Below are 16,447 nucleotides of genomic sequence, written 5' to 3'. Positions count from 1 at the left end.
CGCGGGGTTGCCGCCGGTTCGACGGTATTTGCCTATAGTCTGTTGGCCATCGTCGGCCTGGCCGTGATCGGCGGCCTGGCCCTGGCTTGTTTTACCAAGGTCGTGGGCGTGGTCTTCCAGGGCGAGCCCAGACGTGAAACAACCCGACCGGTGGATGAAAAGGGCCCGACCATGCTCCTGCCCATGGTGGTCCTGGCGGCCGCCTGTGCGGTCATCGGCATCTATCCCGGCGCTTCATGTTCCTGGCGATCAAGGCCGTGGCGGCCCTGGGTCTGGATTATGGCCGGATTCCGTTCGAGCCCTTTGCCCACTACTCCGCCGCCATCACCCTGGGCGCGACCCTTTTTCTGGCGGCCACGCTGCTGCTGCTGGCCTTGCGGCGGATGTTTTACCAGGGAAAGCCCATCGGCCATGGCGGGACCTGGGGTTGCGGGTTCACCCAACCGACGGCCCGCATGCAGTACACCGGGTCCTCCTATGCCGCATCGATTCTGGCGTTCTTCCGGCCGGCAGCCCCCCTGGAAGAGATCCACCCGCCGGTGGCCGGCCTCTTTCCCCGGGAGACGCATTATCACAGCCACGTTCATGACATCGTCGAACGCCATCTGAACTGTTTGGTCGTGGTGCCGATCGTGCGCCTGTTCGATCGCCTGCGCTGGATTCAGCATGGCGATATTCATCTGTATATCGGCTACATCCTGCTCGCTATCGTGGTGCTGCTCTTTTTCGTCTGATCAATTTTGTCTGGTCGGTGACGGTCTGCGGGAAACCGGGTCCCGATGGCGCTTTTGGATGGGTTGCATAGGAAGGAATTATGATCGAATCTGTAATGCTCTGGGTGTTTGCCCTGGTTTCGGCCCCCCTGTTCGCCGGGATCATTTTCAAGGTCAAGGCCTTTTTCGGCGGACGCCGGGGATCGCCCCTGTTGATCAACTACTACACCCTGATCAAGCTGATCAAAAAAGGCTCGGTGTACAGCTCCAGCACGACGTTTGTCTTCAAGCTGGGTCCCGTCGTCAACCTGGGGACGATCGTCACCGCCCTCTTCTTTTTGCCCATTGCTGGTCATGCCCCGGTCTTGTCCTTCAACGGCGATGCGATTTTCGTTCTTTATCTATTGGGCCTGGCGCGTTTTTTCACCATCGCCGCGGCCATGGATACGGCCTCGCCTTTCGAAGGCATGGGCGCCGCCCGGGAGGCCTATTTCCCGATCATCTGCGAAGCCAGTATCTTCATGATCCTGATTCTGTTCTACCGCCTGACCGGCGACCTGACACTGGGCGCCTTTCTGTCCGGCGGCCAGCCCTTCGGGTTATGGCAGACGGCCGGTCCGCCGCTGCTCTTCGTGGTGATCGCCCTGTTCATCATCCTGTTGACCGAAAACGCCCGGGTCCCGGTGGACGACCCGGCCACCCACCTGGAGCTGACCATGATTCACGAGGTCATGGTGCTGGATCACAGCGGGCCTGATTTGGCCTTCATCGAGATGGGCGCCTTTCTCAAACTCTTCTTTTACAGCGCCTGGATCGCCCGGCTGATCCTGCCCTTCGAACTGGCCCATCCGCTGTTGAACCTGCTGCTTTTCTCCGCCGGATGGTGATCGTGGTCGTGACGGTCGGCATCACTGAATCGGTCATGGCCCGCTATCGCATGGATCGGGTTCCCAAATTCGTGCTCACCGCCTTTGCCCTGGCCTTTTTTGCAACCATCGTCACCCTGGAGTTCATCTGATGATTCACCCGGTTGATACCATTTTATCCTTGGTGCTGCTCTCGATTCTGTTCTCCTTCGGTTCGAGCCGTTTGTCGCCGCTGATCAAGATGCTGGCCTTCCAAGGAATCGTCGTATGCGTGGTGCCGCTGTTCGTCGGCCAGGTCATGTCCGGCGGCAACATCGCCTTCACCCTTGTCACCCTGGCCATCCGCGGGATCATCATTCCCGGCTGGATCTACCTGGCCATTCGCAAGGTCGCCATCCAAAGGGCCGTCGAACCCATCGTCGGATTTCACGCGTCGATCTTCTGCGGTCTCCTGCTGATCGTCGGCGCGACCCTGGCCGGCAACTACTTCGAGACCGCCTACCGCGAAGTCAGCGATCTTCTCCTGCCGACGGCCATCGCCCTTCTGGGCGGCGGCATGTTCCTGCTCATGGCCCGCCGGAACGCCATCGCCATGGTGCTGGGGTATATGATGATGGAAAACGGCATCTACCTGGCCGGCACCACCTTCTCCCTGCGCGCCCGGCATATCGTGGAGTTCGGCATTCTGCTGGATATTTTGGCCGGCGTCATGATCATGGCCGTTATCCTGCAAAACATGAAGCAGACCTTTGACGATGTGGACACGGCCCGCTTGCGGACCCTCAAGGAATAGGTGATCATTTCATGCTTGAAATCGTCTTTCTGATACCCCTGGTGGCCGGTGCCATGGCCTTCCTGCTTCCATCCGCGGGCCGTATCCTGCTGGTTTTGACCGGTGTCGTGCACCTTGCCTATTCGCTGTTCATCTGGATCGCTGAACCGACGCCCCATTTCCCTGATTTTTTTGCCCTGACCCCCGAGGGGTGCTTGTCGCTGCTGGTCATTTCACTGCTCTTTTTTCTCATTTCCATCTACACCAGCACCTATCTCAAGGCCGCGTCCATCCAGCGTGAGAATATCTTCACCGGTTCCATGCTGCTTTTTCTGGCCACCATGACCATGGTCACCCTGTCGGATCACATCATCATCATGTGGATCGCCATCGAAGCCACCACCCTGGCCAGCGCGCCGTTGATCTACACCCACCGCGACGCAGCGGCGCTGGAGGCGACCTGGAAATACGTGCTGATCTGTTCGGTCGGCATCGCCATGGCCCTTCTGGGATCCGTTTTGGTCACGGTCGCCATGGACGCGGGCCATGTTCAGGCGCCGATCTCCTTTTCCGCGCTGACCAGCGTGGCGGATAAACTGGATCCCCGCTGGCTCAAGGCCGGCTTCGTGTTCATCCTGGTCGGCTATGGGACCAAAATGGGGCTGGCCCCCATGCACACCTGGCTGCCCGATGCCCACAGCGAGGCCCCCAGCCCGGCCTCGGCCCTGCTCTCCGGCGTCCTGCTCAATTGCGCCTACCTGGGCATTTTCAAGACCAACAAGATCATGCATGCCGCCGGCCTGTCCGGGTTTTCCGGTCCCATCCTGATCGTCTTCGGTCTGGCCTCCATCCTGGCGGCGGCGACCTTCATCCTCAAGCAGACCGAGTACAAACGCATGCTGGCCTACTCCAGCATCGAAAACATGGGCATCATCGCGCTGGGAACCGGCATCGGCGGGATGGCCGCCTATGGGGCCATCATCTGCCTGATCCACCACAGCCTGATCAAATCCAGTCTCTTTCTCACCTCCGGCAATATCCTCATGGGGTTCGGCAGCCGGCTGATCGAAAAAACGGGCGACCTGGCCGCGCGCATGCCCCGGACCTTCGTGGCCTTTTTCGGCGGTTTTGCCGCCATCGCCGGCTTCCCGCCCTTCGGCATTTTTATCGGTGAGGTGCTGATCGTGATCGCCGCCTTCCGCACGGGTCACCTGATCAGCGGCGGCATCTTTATCTTCACCCTGTGCGTGATCTTCGCCGGCCTGGCCAACAATATCATGCGCATCTCGTTCAACCCGTCGGGCGCCACCGAGCGAATCGACGAGCACGCCAATCTGGTCTGGCCGCAATATGTCCTGCTGACGACGTCCGTGGTGCTCTGCTTCTGGATGCCCGAGTCCCTCCAGCAGACCATTGTGCATGCGGTCAACGCCATTGGCGGAGGTTTATGATGACAACTGGCTTCGCTCCCATCCCCAACGGACAGGCCATCGCCCTTTCGGCGGTGCCGCGGCTTTCCTTTGACGGTTTTGCCGCCCAGGCCCTCGATATCATTGACGGCGGCGGCAAGGTAGTTCAGTTTTTTGCTATCCGCAAAACGACACGACTCGCCTGATGGCCGTGCTGCGCACCACACAGCTTCTCGCGGCCACCTGTGACGCGCCGGCGAGCTACCCGTCCCTGACGGCCCAGGCCGCCGTTTTCCACCTGTTCGAGCGTGAGATCGCCGAGCAGTACGGCATCCGTCCCGAAGGCCATCCATGGCTCAAGATGGTCCGCTATCACGCCAACGCTCGTGGGGTGCCGGACGTTTTCGGCAATGACTACACCGAGGACATTCCCGGCCGCTACGACTACTACCGGGTTGCCGGTGAGGAGATCCACGAAGTCGCCGTGGGTCCGGTGCACGCCGGTGTCATCGAACCGGGGCATTTTCGCTTCAACTGCATCGGCGAACGGGTGCTCAACCTGGAAATTCAGTTGGGCTACCAACACCGCGGCATTGAAGACCTGCTGCTCACGGCTGCCCCCCAGCGACTGCCCGTGATCGCCGAAAGCATTGCCGGCGACACGGCCATCGGTCACAGCCTGTGTCACGCCCAGGCCATGGAAGCCTGGCGGGCCTAAACGTCGATGCCGGCGCACGGCCATTCGCGCAATGGCCCTGGAGCTTGAACGCATTGCCAATCACGTGGGTGACCTGGGCGCCCTGAGCGGCGACGTCGCCTTTCTCCCACCGGCCAACTATTGCGGTCGCATGCGCGGCGATTTTCTCAACATGACCCTTCTTTTGTGCGGCAATCGTTTCGGCAAGGGGCTCGTCCGGCCGGGCGGCGTCCGTTTTGCCCTTGACGACGAGATTCGGCAGGATCTGGCAGGACGCATCGCCGAGCTCGCCCCCCAGGTCGAGCACGTCCTGGCCCTTTTGTTGAACACCCCCGGCGTCCGCGCCCGTTTTGAAGGCTGCGGGCGGGTCAGCCGCGGTGATGCGGATCAACTGGGCCTGGTAGGGCCGGCCGGCAGGGCCTGCGGTCTTCCCTACGATGCGCGGCGGGTGTTTCCGACCGAAATCTACGGCCAGCTCGAGATTCCCGAAAACGCCGAATCCACGGGCGATGTCTGGGCCCGGGCCAAGGTCCGACGGGATGAGGTGATGCAGTCCATTGACATCATCCATTCGCTCTTGGATGACCGCCCCGAAACCACCTGCGTCGAGCAGCCGCCGCTGCGCCTTGCACCGGATGCCCTTGCCGTCACGGTTAACGAAGCCTGGCGCGGTGAGGTATCGCACTGTGTGCTGACCGATGCAAACGGCGGGATTTTGCGCTATAAGATCAAGGACCCCTCTTTCCACAACTGGAACGGGCTTTCCATGTCCTTGCGCGACACGGGAATTTCGGATTTCCCGCTGAATAACAAGAGCTACAATCTCTCCTATTGCGGCTTCGATCTTTAAGGAAGTTTATCCATATGTTGAGTGTGCTGAAAAACCGATTCGAACAGGGGTGCCGGACCTCGCGCTATCCCAAGGTGAATGTCCAATTGCCGTCGCGCTACCGGGGTCGGCCGGTGGTCAATGCGGATGTGCCGGCCGATCTGGCCGAGGCCTGTGCGGCCGCCTGCCCCCAGGAGGCCATCGATGCCAAGGCAAGAACCCTTCACCTGGGCCGCTGTGTGTTTTGCGGCAATTGCGAGCGCATATCCGGCGGTCAATTCGTGCGTTTCACGCAGAACTTTGAAAACGGTGTGGCCGAAAAGGCGCATTTGGTGACCCAGGGCGATCTGCCGGATCTGGCGGCCCACGCCCGGCAGCACTTCAAGGGGCTCTTTGGCCGTTCCCTGCAGCTCCGCCAGGTATCGGCGGCGGGTTGTAACGCCTGCGAGGCGGATCTGAACGTTCTGGCTACCCCCTTTTTCGATCTGGCACGCTTCGGGATCAACTTCGTGGCCTCCCCGCGTCATGCCGACGGCATCGTCGTCACCGGTCCGATCTCCCGCAACATGAAGACCGCCTTGATGCAAACCTACGAAGCCACGCCGCAACCGCGCGTGGTGATTGCCGTGGGCAGTTGCGCCCTGTCGGGCGGCCCCTTCCGGGGAAGCAACGAAATCACCGAAGGACTGGACAGCCTCCTGCCGGTGGATCTCTTCATCCCGGGGTGCCCGCCCCATCCCATGACCAACCTGCACGCCCTGCTCACCTTTTTCAAATAGCCGTTTAGGGCTGGATGATGATGGTCGGGTACAAGCCCTCCTGGTCCCCGCCCTTGGGATAGGGTTGAAGGGTGTTGATCGAGATATTCTGATTGCGCTGGGCATGCCTCGATTGTTGTTGCTGCTGTAAAAGGCGCCGTTGGCCTCGAGGATGTGGTGAATGCGCTCCTGAAAGGCGGAAACGAAACTGCCACCGCTGCCCTCGAAGAGCATGCGTCCCTGGCAAAAACGCGTGTTGATCTGGGAAAAGGCCTTGAGGGACATGCTGTTGAATTCCAGGTCGCGGGCATCGCGAATCATCCCCCAGGCGATATGACCCGGCGGAAGGGTCAGCGGCTGGCGGCTATCGATGATCGTATGGGGCATGATGATGCTGTCCGCTCCGATGGTCAAGCGGGCGTTGGGGCGGCCACGCAGGAAACTGTTGAATCCCACGAAGACATTCTTGCCCAGATTCGCCTCGATGATCTTGGCCCCATGGGCGGTAATATCGTTGCCTCGAGGGTGGCGTTGATAATGTAACAGTTTTCCTGGGCGTTGGCGCCCTTGCCCAGGGTGGCGTTCTGCAAAAAGGCCCGCTGGGCCACCAGAACATTCTCGCCGATGCTGGTTTTGGGCTTGATCACGGCAAAGCGGTCCAGGGAGGCATTGGGCGGCACATCCACCGGCACGTCGATATTGACCACGTTATAGATATTCTGAAAGGCCTCCTTGCGATCCTCGACGAAATCCATGAAGATCCCCTGCGGGGGGCTGCCACCGACAAAGTAGATGTAACTGTTCAACAGATCCGTCGGATAGCGGTACATGAAATTGAAGTCGCCGGGTTTGCGGACCCACACCGTTCCCGGATCGACCTCCAGGTGGCTGATCTCGCCAGCCTGCACGTATGAATAGGCGCCGATGACGCAATCCCGGATGGTAGTCAGGTCCACGGTGGAGAAGGGCCCCAGGAAACACCCGTCCGAGGGGGAACCGTGGATATTGGCGTAGTGGGTCGAGACGGTGTCCTTGATAAAAAAGGTTTCCAGGGTTTCCGGGTCGTGGGAGTAATTGTGCACCAGGGTTTTGATCAAAAAGCTGTCCTCGATGCTGATCTCCTCATCCTGGTCCACGGGGATATTGAACTCTTGGTATTGGAACAGGTCCCCGCTTTGTTTCAATTCATCGCCGCGGATATCGCTCTTATAAAGCAGTGAGTTGGTAACCCGCACCCTGCCCAGGAAGTAGCTGCCCGACAGGTTGCTGTGCCGGAAAACAAGGTTGAGGGGATGATGCGGCGTGATGCCGTAAAAGGCATAGAATTTGGTCATCTGGGAGGTGGGAACCAGTTTGTTCATCAGGGGATGGACGTCGAATTCCAACTCCCGCAGGTTGATGTTCACGCGTTGGACAATCCGGTCGAAGAGTTTCTCTAGTTCTTTCATCCTGTCGCTCCATCGGCTTTTCGCAGTTCAGTCTCTTTCATGGAATGATAGACAGCGGCAAACACGTCGGACAGTCGCAGCACACCGACAATATCCTTTCCGCGGGTAACCAAAAGGGAAAGGTTGGAACCCGCCGTCAGTTGATGCAGGGCCATATCCAGGGAACTGTTCTCATCCACATATTCCCCATCGGTGAGCCGCTGCATGAATTCGGTGGCTTTCCTGCGCGCCGTGATGGCGTGAACATCCAGAACCGGCGCCGAATCCTTGAGGTAGGATTCCTGCATCAGCGCCACGGCCTTGCGGGAAAAGCCGAATTGAACGACCTCCCGGATCTGTTCGAGATTCTCATCTTGGGGTTCGAGGGCCCGCAAGAAGTCCATCTGGCTGATCTTGCCGATCACTTTCTTGTTTTTATCCATGATCAACACGGCCCGATGGGAGTATGTGTTCTGCTGGTATTGCTCCTGGGCTTTTTCCAAGGCCAACACCGCCTCGAAAAGGGTTGCCTCTTCCGGGACGGTGGCATATTCCGAAATCGGTACCATGAGGTCTTTGACGATATGGTTCTTCACTGAAAATCCTCCCCGCTGAACAGTTTGAGGCTTGTTTGAAAAGTCCGGATCAGGTCCGCTAACCAGGCGTTAAAGCGATAGCGTTCAGGCCGCTGCGGTGGATATTGGTATTTTGGGTTTGGCTGTCGGGCAATTTTGGTTTTCCTAACATGAATCAGCAATCAAATCAATTGGAACTGTTTGAGAATTGGACTGATCCATGGCAGGGGTGACAAAATTCGCAACAGCATTGCGCCCCCTATCGAACAGCCCACCGTAACATTGTCAAACGTATCGAAATCGAACACCATTCTCTTGATATTCACCCCCCCCTATGGTAGATCACTTGTTCGACTTCATGGTCATCTTTCCCCACGCAACAAAAAAATCCATATCCAGGCAACAGGCCCTATCGAAATGATTTTAGAGAGGAGGTTTGTGATGAAAGCGTACAAAATTGAAGACCTGATGGTACCGCTGTCGGAATACGCCACGGTCACCATCGGCGCGACGCTTTTTGAGGCGGTGTTGGCCCTGGAAAAGGCTCAGTTGGAGTTCGACAAGACCAAATACCTTCATCGCGCCGTTCTGGTTCTGGACAAAAAGGGCGAGGTCGTCGGCAAAATCAGCCAGCATACCGCCCTGAAAGCCCTCGAACCCCAGTACCTGAAAATGGCCGATAGCGCGTCGGTCTCGCATTACGGGTTCAGCGTCGATTTCCTGAAGGGCCTTCAGGATCAGTACAGCCTGCTGGACGGCGCCCTGGAAAATATCTGCCAGAAAGCCGCCCAGACCAAGGTTGAATCGTTCATGTCCAAACTGACCGAAGGTGAATACATCGAGATCGATGACTCCCTGGACAAAGCCATCCACATGCTGGTCATGGGGCATTATCAATCCCTGCTGGTCCGAAAAGCCGGCAAGGTGGTCGGTGTGTTGCGGCTGACCGACGTTTTTGCCGCAGTGTTCCACGTGATGAAAAGCTGCTGTCGTTGATCGATCACCTACCGCCAATCACGGTTTTGGCCGCATGATCGGTTACAACGGGCAATAGAGGAGGTTGTTGCATGGCAAGTAATGTCGATACCGCTGGTACGGGAATCAATTATAGAAAATTCATGTGGCTTTTCTTGGGTGTCGCCTTGTTCGTGGTGACCTATTACTCACCCATGTGGCCGGATGCCATTGACCCCACGGGCAAGCACTTCGCCCTTTCCAAGGAGGGCAAGGGGGCCATCGCCGTTTTCCTTTTGGCCGGCACCTGGTGGGTATTTGAAGTCGTCCCCATCGGCATCACCAGCCTGGCCATCGGCGTGCTCCAGGCGCTCTTTTTGATCCGTCCCGCCAAAGTGGCCTTCAAGGATTTCATGGACCCCTCGGTGATGTTCATCTTCGGCTCGATCGTCATCGGTCTGGTCTTCACCAAAACCGGCCTGACCCGTCGTCTGGCCTACAAGATGCTCGCCATCGTTGGTGAGAAGACCAGCATGATCTACCTGGGCTGCTTCATCGTCACCTCGGCCCTGACCCACATCATGGCCCACACGGCCGTGGCCGCCACGATCTATCCCCTGTTGGTGGCCATTTATGCCCTTTACGGAGAGGGTGACAAGCCGACCAAGTTCGGCAAGGGACTTTTCATGGGCATGGCCTACGTGGCGGGTGCCGGCAGTATCGTCACCCTTCTGGGAGCCGCCCGCGGTGCCGTGGCCATCGGCTTTTTCAAGGACATCATGCACAAGGATGTCGGCTTTTTCGAACTGACCTACTACATGTTTCCCGTCGGCTGGCTGATGACCTTCCTTTTATGGGGCTTCTTCATGATCGTCTGCAAGCCGGAAAAAAGACCATCCCCGGATTGAGGGATCGGGCCAAGCGCCTTTACACCGAACTGGGCGGAATCACGCGCAAGGAAGTCACCGCTGCCACCATCGTCGGCCTCTGTATCCTGGCATTGGCCGCCTCGGCGATTCTGAAAGCCATGATTCCCGGATTCGTGCCGCCGAACAAGACCGCCCTGATTCTGATCTCCACGATCCTCTTTTTCATCACCGGCATTCTGGATATCAACGATCTGGAATCGGTTCCCTGGAACATCATCCTGCTTTTCGCCGGAGCCATGAGCATCGGCTTCTGCCTTTGGGATACCGGGGCGGCCGAATGGATGGCCATCAACTGGCTGGTCATGTTCCAGAATGCCAACTGGTTCGTTTTCGTTCTGGGGATCGCCTTCTTCGTCCTGGTGATGACCAACTTCATCATGAACGTGGCCGCCATCGCCATCTCCCTGCCCGTGGCACTGGTCATCGCCCCCTACCTGAATGTGGCCGGTGAGGTGATTCTCTTCGCTTCCCTGGTTACCGCCGGCATGCCCTTCCTGCTGCTGGTGGGCGCGGCCCCCAACGCCATTGCCTACGATTCCAAACAGTTCACGACCGGTGAGTTTTTTCTCTACGGCATCCCGGCCTCGGTGCTGTTGATGGTCGTCACCGGTTTTTGTGTTTACATCCTATGGCCCATGATGGGGATGCCGATTTTGCTGAAATAAGCATCATCCCATTGCCCTCCTCCTGCGTGGGCGCGGTCGGTCGCCGACCCGCCGCCCACGCAGGATTTACCTTGCCTGCCGTCCCTCCGCGTCCACCTGCCCATCACGGATACACTTTGCGCCCCTCCTTTTTTACACCCTGTTAAAAGGTCCGACACCATGGGATTGCGCCATCACGGCACGCATTCTCCAGTAGTACAATAACATTCCGGTTTTATTTTATATTTTTCATATCCGACCATCTTTTTCAAGTGGCATACCGATTGCTCAAGCCATCGTTAGGGGAACCCTTCAAAATTTCCAAAAAAAGCCTAACGACCCGTGAAAAAAGGAGTCTGCCATGACAGAGAAGAATAAAATCCTTGCCGCGATCGACCTGTCGGATTTCTCGGCAATGACCGTCCATTATGCCGCTTGGATGGCCGAGAAAACCGGCTCGGAGTTGATCCTCATCAATGTGATCAACCAGCGTGACCTGGACATGGTGAGGCGCGCCATGATCGGCTACGACACTTTCTCTTTCCCCGATTACCTCGATGAACAGATCAAGGACCGACAGTTGAAAATGAAGGAACTTTTCGAGGGGATCCCCCCCAAGGGAACCAACTGCCGCTACCTGGTCAAGGACGGCATTCCCTATTACGAGATCCTCGAGGCGATCAAGGCCGAGGCACCCATGCTTCTGATTTTGAGCACCAAGGGGCGCAGCAATCTGGCCGATGTGGTTGTCGGCTCGACGGCCAGAAAACTGTTCCGGCGCTGTCCCATTCCGCTGATCACGATCCCCAGCGGGTACACGCAAATTCCCTGATCCAGCGGGACGCGGATGGGGAGATACCCGCCCTTGAGGGCGATATCCGTCAAAGGAGAAATCATCATGCTGATCAGATACTGGATGAGTAAACCAGCCATCACCATCGAGAAAGACCAAAGCATGCAGCAGGCCCTTGCCCTGATCAAAGAGAAACGCATCCGTCTGTTGCCCGTAACCGACGCCGGAAAGTTATGCGGCGTTGTCAGCGACCGCGATTTGAAGCGCGCATCCGCCTCGGATGCCACCAGCCTGGATGTTCACGAATTGCTCTTCCTGATCTCGAAAATCAAGGTCTCGGAGATCATGACACGTGAGGTGATCACGGTCCATCAGGACTGGTCCATAGAAGAGGCCGCCGACCTCATGCTGCATCATAAGATTTCCGGCGCACCGGTCATCGACGACGATGGCGCCATCGTCGGGTGATCACCCAATCGGATATGTTCAGGGCCACCCTGTATCTCACCGGTCTGAAGAAAAGGGGCTTTCAGATCGCCCTCGTGCTTGAGGACACACCGGGGTCGATCATGGAGATCGTCAACGTGATCCGGCAATTCGGCGGCCGCATGGCCAGCATCCTCTCCACCTACGAACGGGCCCCCAACGGCTACCGCAACGTCTATCTGCGGTTCTATGAGGTTTCGCGCGACCGGATTGAAGAGATGCTCGACGTCCTCAGACAAAAGGCCAAATTGCGCTACCTGGTGGATCATCGCGAAAACCGACGGATCGTTTTTGACAAACTTTAACCCGGTCCTTGGGACCGGCAACAGGAGGAAAGCCCATGTCAACCACTCCCAAACGCCTGCTCTTGGCCGTCGACGGATCCCCGCGGTCCATGCAAACGGTCCGTTATGCGGCCTCGGAAAACGCGTTCGACGGCATGCAGCTGGTCCTGTTCCACGTCTTTAACAGCATTCCGGATACCTACTACGACCTGGAGCGAGAGCCGAAAAGTGTCAAGATCGTCAGTCAGGTGCGCGGCTGGGAAGCCCAACAGCGCAAGGCCATCACGGCCTATATGGCGGAGGCGAAAAAAATCCTCTTGGATGCCGGTCATGCCGAGGCAGCGGTGGAAACCCGCATCGTCAACCGCAAAAAGGGTGCCGCCCGGGATATCATCGCCGAGGCCCAGAAAGGCTATCACGCCGTTCTGGCCTGCCGGCGGGGCGCCACGGCGCTGGAGACCATCCTCATCGGCAGCGTGACCCAAAAATTGCTGGAAAAAATTTCCATCCCCATCCTGATTGCGGGGCAGACGCCAGCCAATGGGAAGCTGCTCCTGGCCGTGGATGGTTCCGAGGGCGCCAAACGGGCGGTTCAATTCGTTGCCGATACCCGCGGTCCCCGGCAAGACGATCGGTTCCTGCTGGTCCACGTACTGCGCAACGTTCCGACCTTCGACATCGAAGCCTTTTTCGAGGAGGAACTGGTGGACAATCAATCGGTCTTCGATGGCGCCAGGGATATCCTGGTCCGCGGGGGATGCAAACCGGAACATCTAGCAACCCGCACCATCACCGGTGTCGCCAGCCGCGCCGGTGCGATCATCGAGACCGCCGCGGCCGAAGGGTGCGGCACCATTGTGGTGGGACGCCGCGGATTGTCCCGGATGGCCGAATTCTTCATGGGCCGGGTGGGCAACAAAGTCGTCCAGGCCAGCGACGCCCAAACGGTATGGGTGGTACCGTAACGTCAAACCCGATCCGAATGCAGACCGGTCCCGGGCAGGCAACCGGGCCGGAGAAGAAAGACGCAGCCCGTCATACCGGAATTGTGACCCAGTTGGAGAAAGACATGCCCATTGAGCGGTTGGAAAAGCTTTTTAATCCCCGGCGCATTGCCGTCGTCGGCGCCTCGGAAGGAACCGCCACCATGGGAGAAGCGGTCATGCGGCATCTTGTGCAAGGGGGATTTGCGGGCGAGATCTACCCGGTCAATGAAGACGGCGCCAATAAAAACGCTGCCCGCATCATGGGGCTCCCGGCATTTCCAGCCTTGACGGCCATCGGAACAACGGTGGACTTGGTTGCCATCGCCGCCCCCATGGCGGCGGTTCCCGCCATCGTCAGTCAATGCAGTGAGATTCAAGCTGCCGGCGCGGTGATTCTCTCCACCGGCTGGACCAAAGGCAGCAAGGCCCATCGTCAGGCAGAACGCCGGGTTCAAGCGATCAGCCGTGAAACCGGCCTGCGCATCATCGGTCCCTGTGCGCTGGGCATGATCTGTACGGCCGCACGGCTCAACGCCAGTCTCACCCCCCACTTGCCCGCCGCCGGCCGTTTGGCCTTTGTCTCCCAAAGTGGGGCCATCGGTGCCGCGATCCTCGATTTCGCCCTCCGGGAACGCATCGGATTCAGCCATTTTGTCAGTCTGGGCGCCATGCTGGACGTGGATTTCGGCGATATGATCGACTACCTGGGATCGGATCCGCATGTCGGCAGTATCGTCATGTACGTGGAGAATCTTGTGCGCCATCACAATTTCATGAGTGCCGCCCGTTCCGTCAGCCGGATCAAGCCCATCATCGCCTTGAAGGCCGGTCGCAGTCGGGCCGGCGCCATTGCCGCGGCGTCGCATACCGGCAGCCTGGCCGGCGAGGACGCGGTTTACGAGGCGGCCTTTCAACGCGCCGGCATCGTTCGGGTGAAGACTTTCGAAGAGCTCTTCGATACCGCTGAAATTCTTTCACGCAAGTGCCGGTTCAGGGGATCCGGACTGGCCGTGGTCACCAACGCGGGCGGACCGGGGGTCATGGCCGCCGATGCACTGTCCGATTACGGTCTGGAGCCCGTGCTTTTATCCCCGGACACGATTCGCGCGCTGGACGAAGTTCTGCCCGACGATTGGAACCGCGGCAACCCCATCGACATGCTGGGGGATGCCACGCCCGAACGGTACCGGTGCGTCATCACGACGCTTTCCCAGGCCAGGGAAGTCCAGGCCCTGTTGATCATGCTGGCCCCACAGACCCTGGTGGATGGTGAGGCGGTCGCGCGAACCATTGCCGACCAATGCCATGAACACGGCAAACCGGTAATCGCTTCCTGGCTGGGCGGCAGGGATGCCGATCAGGGCCGCGAAATCCTCAACCAGGCCGGCATCGCCACCTTCGATACCCCCGAGCGGGCCGTACGGGCCTTCATGAACCTGTACCGCCACAGCCGGGGGATCGAGATGCTTCAGCAACTCCCCTCGCGTTCGTCAGCGCGTATCCAGGTGGATCCACAGATCGCCGGGCATTGGATCGAGGCGGCATTGCATACGCCAAGCGGTCGAATGACCCTGGATGAAGCCAACGCGCTTTTAGCCGCCTATGGCATTCCGGTGATTCCCACGCGCATCGCCCGATCGGCGGACGCGGCCGCCGCCCTTGCCCAAGAAATCGGTTATCCCGTGGTCATGAAAATTCTATCCCGGGACATTCTGCATAAAAGCGATGTCGGCGGCGTGCAGCGCGACCTCGGAAGCGAGGCAGCGGTGCGCGACGGTTTTACGTCCATGCTGGACCGGGCCGCCATGGCCGCACCCCATGCCAGGATCGATGGCGTGGCCCTCCAGCCGATGATCACGGCGCCGGAATGTGAATTGATCATGGGCGCGAAAATGGATCCGGACTTCGGGCCGGTGATCCTTTTCGGCATGGGGGGCATTCTGGCCGAGCTGTTGAACGACCGTGCCATCGCCCTGCCACCGCTCAACCGGCTGCTGGCCGGGCAACTCATGGAAGGAACCCGTGTCGATCGTTTTCTGAAGGGCTACCGCGGTCAGCTACCGGCCGATCGGGATCAGATCGCCGAAATTCTCATCCGTATCTCGCAGCTGGTCACCGATTTTCCCCAGATCGCGGAACTGGACATCAACCCGTTGATGGTGAAAAACGGTCGGCCGCTGGCCGTGGATGCCCGGATCATCGTCAAACCGACCAGCCAGAAAGCGCCGCTGCACCTGTCGGTCAGCCCTTATCCGGCCCAATATGAATCCCGCCTGGAACTGCCCGAGCTGGGTGAATTGCGCATCCGCCCGATTCGGCCGGAAGACGCCGAATTGCTGCTGGAACTGTTCAAGACACTTTCACCACGAAGCGTCTACTACCGGTTCTTCTCTCCGATGAAAGAGATGTCCACCGCGATGCTGGCACGCTTCACCCAAATCGACTACGACCGCGAAATCGCTCTGGCGGCGATTCACGAAGTGGAATCCCATGAGAAGATCGTTGGCGTGGCGCGGGTCATCCTGCAGCACAATCTCAGGGATTCGGAATTTTCCGTGCTGATCGGAGACCCCTGGCACGGCATGGGCATTGGCGCGCATCTGTTGGCAACCTGTATCGACATCGCCAGGGATCGGGGATTCGGCAGCATTTGGGGAATGGTCCTGGCGGAAAACAGGGGCATGCTGGCCATGGGACGCAAACTGAATTTTAAAATCAAAGGTTCCGCCCACAGCGGAGAATTTGAACTTCGCCTGGATCTTACGACCTCCCGGCAGCCCCGGTCTCAGCTGGCCACCCCAGCATGACCGGGGCTATCCGGTGATGTCCTTCAAACAGGTAAAAGGCAGTCCGATGAAGGAGCAATATCGACTTCTCATTGCAGATCGCAACCCCCGTATCCGTGACTACCTCAAAAGGGAATTCACCACTGCGGGGTATATCGTCTACCTGGCGGAAAATGGCAAGCAGCTCATTAAACTTCTGTATGGACCGACCCACTTGGACCTGTTGATCGTAGACCCGGACTTTCCGGATGCCGAAGCGACCGTGTTGAGCAAAAAGCTTCAAGACCGGGTGCCGCAACTGCCGGTTGTGCTGCACACCCTGGATACCGAACTGGAGACGGGCTTTCCACACCTGCGACGGGCCAAGCTGATCGAGAAGAAGGGGTGCAGCGTGGAAAGCCTGAAAAAAGCGGTGGTCATGCTGTTGGCCGCGCAGAAAACGCCACCTGGCGGATAAACGAAACCGAGCGCAAGCCTGGATTCTCGCCCATCGCGGATAATGGCACAAATGGCACCATCGTGAAGCATATATAAAACAT

General features: G+C 58.6%; 19 protein-coding genes and 1 pseudogene. 17 read left to right on the top strand and 3 right to left on the bottom strand.

Annotated elements, in window-relative coordinates; translation table 11 throughout:
* Positions 1-32 precede the first annotated feature (32 nt).
* Complete coding sequence (locus JCM12296_RS43440) at positions 33-215, bottom strand: hypothetical protein (protein ID WP_246803977.1); 183 nt, start codon at positions 213-215, stop codon at positions 33-35.
* A 21-nt stretch (positions 216-236) separates the two neighbouring features.
* On the opposite strand from JCM12296_RS43440, the gene JCM12296_RS43435 reads away from it, so the two are divergent.
* From JCM12296_RS43435 to JCM12296_RS04155, 9 genes are all read left to right on the top strand, one after another.
* Complete coding sequence (locus JCM12296_RS43435) at positions 237-734, top strand: hypothetical protein (protein WP_246803976.1); 498 nt, start codon at positions 237-239, stop codon at positions 732-734.
* A gap of 80 nt (positions 735-814) precedes the next feature.
* Entirely contained in the window at positions 815-1,600 is a 786-nt protein-coding gene (locus tag JCM12296_RS04175; RefSeq protein ID WP_246803967.1) for a respiratory chain complex I subunit 1 family protein, read from the top strand.
* A gap of 2 nt (positions 1,601-1,602) precedes the next feature.
* Positions 1,603-1,731 (top strand): hypothetical protein, encoded by a 129-nt coding sequence (locus JCM12296_RS47020; RefSeq protein WP_281491919.1) that lies wholly within the window; start codon positions 1,603-1,605, stop codon positions 1,729-1,731.
* The gene (locus JCM12296_RS04170; protein ID WP_083455812.1) at positions 1,731-2,372 is read left to right on the top strand and encodes an NADH-quinone oxidoreductase subunit K; all 642 of its coding nucleotides are present in this window, start codon (positions 1,731-1,733) and stop codon (positions 2,370-2,372) included. The genes JCM12296_RS47020 and JCM12296_RS04170 overlap by 1 nt, the downstream gene beginning before the upstream one ends.
* An 11-nt stretch (positions 2,373-2,383) precedes the next feature.
* A complete protein-coding gene (locus JCM12296_RS04165) occupies positions 2,384-3,802 on the top strand; it encodes a proton-conducting transporter transmembrane domain-containing protein (protein ID WP_054690230.1) in 1,419 nt (472 codons plus the stop codon).
* Positions 3,799-3,966 (top strand): hypothetical protein, encoded by a 168-nt coding sequence (locus JCM12296_RS43430; RefSeq protein ID WP_246803966.1) that lies wholly within the window; start codon positions 3,799-3,801, stop codon positions 3,964-3,966. Before JCM12296_RS04165 ends, JCM12296_RS43430 begins: the two co-directional genes overlap by 4 nt.
* Positions 3,966-4,478, top strand: a complete 513-nt coding sequence (locus tag JCM12296_RS43425; protein WP_246803965.1) for an NADH-quinone oxidoreductase subunit C — start codon at positions 3,966-3,968, stop codon at positions 4,476-4,478. The genes JCM12296_RS43430 and JCM12296_RS43425 overlap by 1 nt, the downstream gene beginning before the upstream one ends.
* A gap of 31 nt (positions 4,479-4,509) precedes the next feature.
* On the top strand, positions 4,510-5,307 hold the full coding sequence (locus JCM12296_RS43420) for a hydrogenase large subunit (RefSeq protein WP_246803964.1): 798 nt from the start codon (positions 4,510-4,512) through the stop codon (positions 5,305-5,307).
* A gap of 14 nt (positions 5,308-5,321) precedes the next feature.
* On the top strand, positions 5,322-6,065 hold the full coding sequence (locus JCM12296_RS04155; protein ID WP_054690228.1) for an NADH-quinone oxidoreductase subunit B family protein: 744 nt from the start codon (positions 5,322-5,324) through the stop codon (positions 6,063-6,065).
* A 389-nt stretch (positions 6,066-6,454) separates the two neighbouring features.
* Here JCM12296_RS04155 and JCM12296_RS04150 read toward each other — a convergent pair whose 3' ends face one another.
* Entirely contained in the window at positions 6,455-7,492 is a 1,038-nt protein-coding gene (locus tag JCM12296_RS04150; protein WP_281491918.1) for a hypothetical protein, read from the bottom strand.
* Positions 7,489-8,067: a CBS domain-containing protein gene (locus JCM12296_RS04145; protein ID WP_157067365.1), complete on the bottom strand. Its 579-nt coding sequence runs from the start codon at positions 8,065-8,067 to the stop codon at positions 7,489-7,491. The genes JCM12296_RS04150 and JCM12296_RS04145 overlap by 4 nt, the downstream gene beginning before the upstream one ends.
* 420 nt (positions 8,068-8,487) lie before the next feature.
* Here JCM12296_RS04145 and JCM12296_RS04140 point away from each other — a divergent pair, with 420 nt between their 5' ends.
* From JCM12296_RS04140 to JCM12296_RS04110, 8 genes and pseudogenes are all read left to right on the top strand, one after another.
* Positions 8,488-9,042: a CBS domain-containing protein gene (locus JCM12296_RS04140; RefSeq protein ID WP_054690226.1), complete on the top strand. Its 555-nt coding sequence runs from the start codon at positions 8,488-8,490 to the stop codon at positions 9,040-9,042.
* A gap of 122 nt (positions 9,043-9,164) precedes the next feature.
* Positions 9,165-10,594, top strand: a pseudogene (locus JCM12296_RS04135) (SLC13 family permease).
* A 340-nt stretch (positions 10,595-10,934) separates the two neighbouring features.
* Positions 10,935-11,405 (top strand): universal stress protein, encoded by a 471-nt coding sequence (locus JCM12296_RS04130; protein WP_054690222.1) that lies wholly within the window; start codon positions 10,935-10,937, stop codon positions 11,403-11,405.
* Positions 11,406-11,471: 66 nt separating this feature from the next.
* Entirely contained in the window at positions 11,472-11,834 is a 363-nt protein-coding gene (locus JCM12296_RS41345; RefSeq protein WP_218187963.1) for a CBS domain-containing protein, read from the top strand.
* Positions 11,831-12,157, top strand: coding sequence for an ACT domain-containing protein (locus tag JCM12296_RS41340; protein WP_218187962.1), 327 nt, complete (start codon positions 11,831-11,833; stop codon positions 12,155-12,157). Before JCM12296_RS41345 ends, JCM12296_RS41340 begins: the two co-directional genes overlap by 4 nt.
* Positions 12,158-12,192: 35 nt before the next feature.
* Positions 12,193-13,101 carry a universal stress protein gene (locus JCM12296_RS04120; RefSeq protein WP_054690218.1) on the top strand — a complete coding sequence of 303 codons (909 nt, stop codon included), beginning with the start codon at positions 12,193-12,195 and terminating at the stop codon, positions 13,099-13,101.
* Positions 13,102-13,118: 17 nt separating this feature from the next.
* A complete protein-coding gene (locus JCM12296_RS04115) occupies positions 13,119-15,929 on the top strand; it encodes a bifunctional acetate--CoA ligase family protein/GNAT family N-acetyltransferase (protein WP_246803963.1) in 2,811 nt (936 codons plus the stop codon).
* A 16-nt stretch (positions 15,930-15,945) separates the two neighbouring features.
* Positions 15,946-16,365 carry a response regulator gene (locus tag JCM12296_RS04110; protein WP_083455811.1) on the top strand — a complete coding sequence of 140 codons (420 nt, stop codon included), beginning with the start codon at positions 15,946-15,948 and terminating at the stop codon, positions 16,363-16,365.
* The last annotated feature ends 82 nt before the right edge of the window (positions 16,366-16,447 follow it).

This window comes from Desulfosarcina cetonica JCM 12296 (assembly GCF_001311845.1).
In the GTDB taxonomy this organism is placed as follows: Bacteria; Desulfobacterota; Desulfobacteria; order Desulfobacterales; family Desulfosarcinaceae; genus Desulfosarcina; species Desulfosarcina cetonica.
This window is presented reverse-complemented; position numbering and strand designations above follow the sequence as displayed.

Coding starts and splice junctions, on each gene's coding strand:
- JCM12296_RS43440 (WP_246803977.1), bottom strand. CDS start 215: ATGACCGCACAGGCGGCCGCCAGGACCACCATGGGCAGGAGCATGGTC.
- JCM12296_RS43435 (WP_246803976.1), top strand. CDS start 237: ATGTTCCTGGCGATCAAGGCCGTGGCGGCCCTGGGTCTGGATTATGGC.
- JCM12296_RS04175 (WP_246803967.1), top strand. CDS start 815: ATGATCGAATCTGTAATGCTCTGGGTGTTTGCCCTGGTTTCGGCCCCC.
- JCM12296_RS04170 (WP_083455812.1), top strand. CDS start 1,731: ATGATTCACCCGGTTGATACCATTTTATCCTTGGTGCTGCTCTCGATT.
- JCM12296_RS04165 (WP_054690230.1), top strand. CDS start 2,384: ATGCTTGAAATCGTCTTTCTGATACCCCTGGTGGCCGGTGCCATGGCC.
- JCM12296_RS43430 (WP_246803966.1), top strand. CDS start 3,799: ATGATGACAACTGGCTTCGCTCCCATCCCCAACGGACAGGCCATCGCC.
- JCM12296_RS43425 (WP_246803965.1), top strand. CDS start 3,966: ATGGCCGTGCTGCGCACCACACAGCTTCTCGCGGCCACCTGTGACGCG.
- JCM12296_RS43420 (WP_246803964.1), top strand. CDS start 4,510: ATGGCCCTGGAGCTTGAACGCATTGCCAATCACGTGGGTGACCTGGGC.
- JCM12296_RS04155 (WP_054690228.1), top strand. CDS start 5,322: ATGTTGAGTGTGCTGAAAAACCGATTCGAACAGGGGTGCCGGACCTCG.
- JCM12296_RS04150 (WP_281491918.1), bottom strand. CDS start 7,492: ATGAAAGAACTAGAGAAACTCTTCGACCGGATTGTCCAACGCGTGAAC.
- JCM12296_RS04140 (WP_054690226.1), top strand. CDS start 8,488: ATGAAAGCGTACAAAATTGAAGACCTGATGGTACCGCTGTCGGAATAC.
- JCM12296_RS04130 (WP_054690222.1), top strand. CDS start 10,935: ATGACAGAGAAGAATAAAATCCTTGCCGCGATCGACCTGTCGGATTTC.
- JCM12296_RS41345 (WP_218187963.1), top strand. CDS start 11,472: ATGCTGATCAGATACTGGATGAGTAAACCAGCCATCACCATCGAGAAA.
- JCM12296_RS04120 (WP_054690218.1), top strand. CDS start 12,193: ATGTCAACCACTCCCAAACGCCTGCTCTTGGCCGTCGACGGATCCCCG.
- JCM12296_RS04115 (WP_246803963.1), top strand. CDS start 13,119: ATGCAGACCGGTCCCGGGCAGGCAACCGGGCCGGAGAAGAAAGACGCA.
- JCM12296_RS04110 (WP_083455811.1), top strand. CDS start 15,946: ATGTCCTTCAAACAGGTAAAAGGCAGTCCGATGAAGGAGCAATATCGA.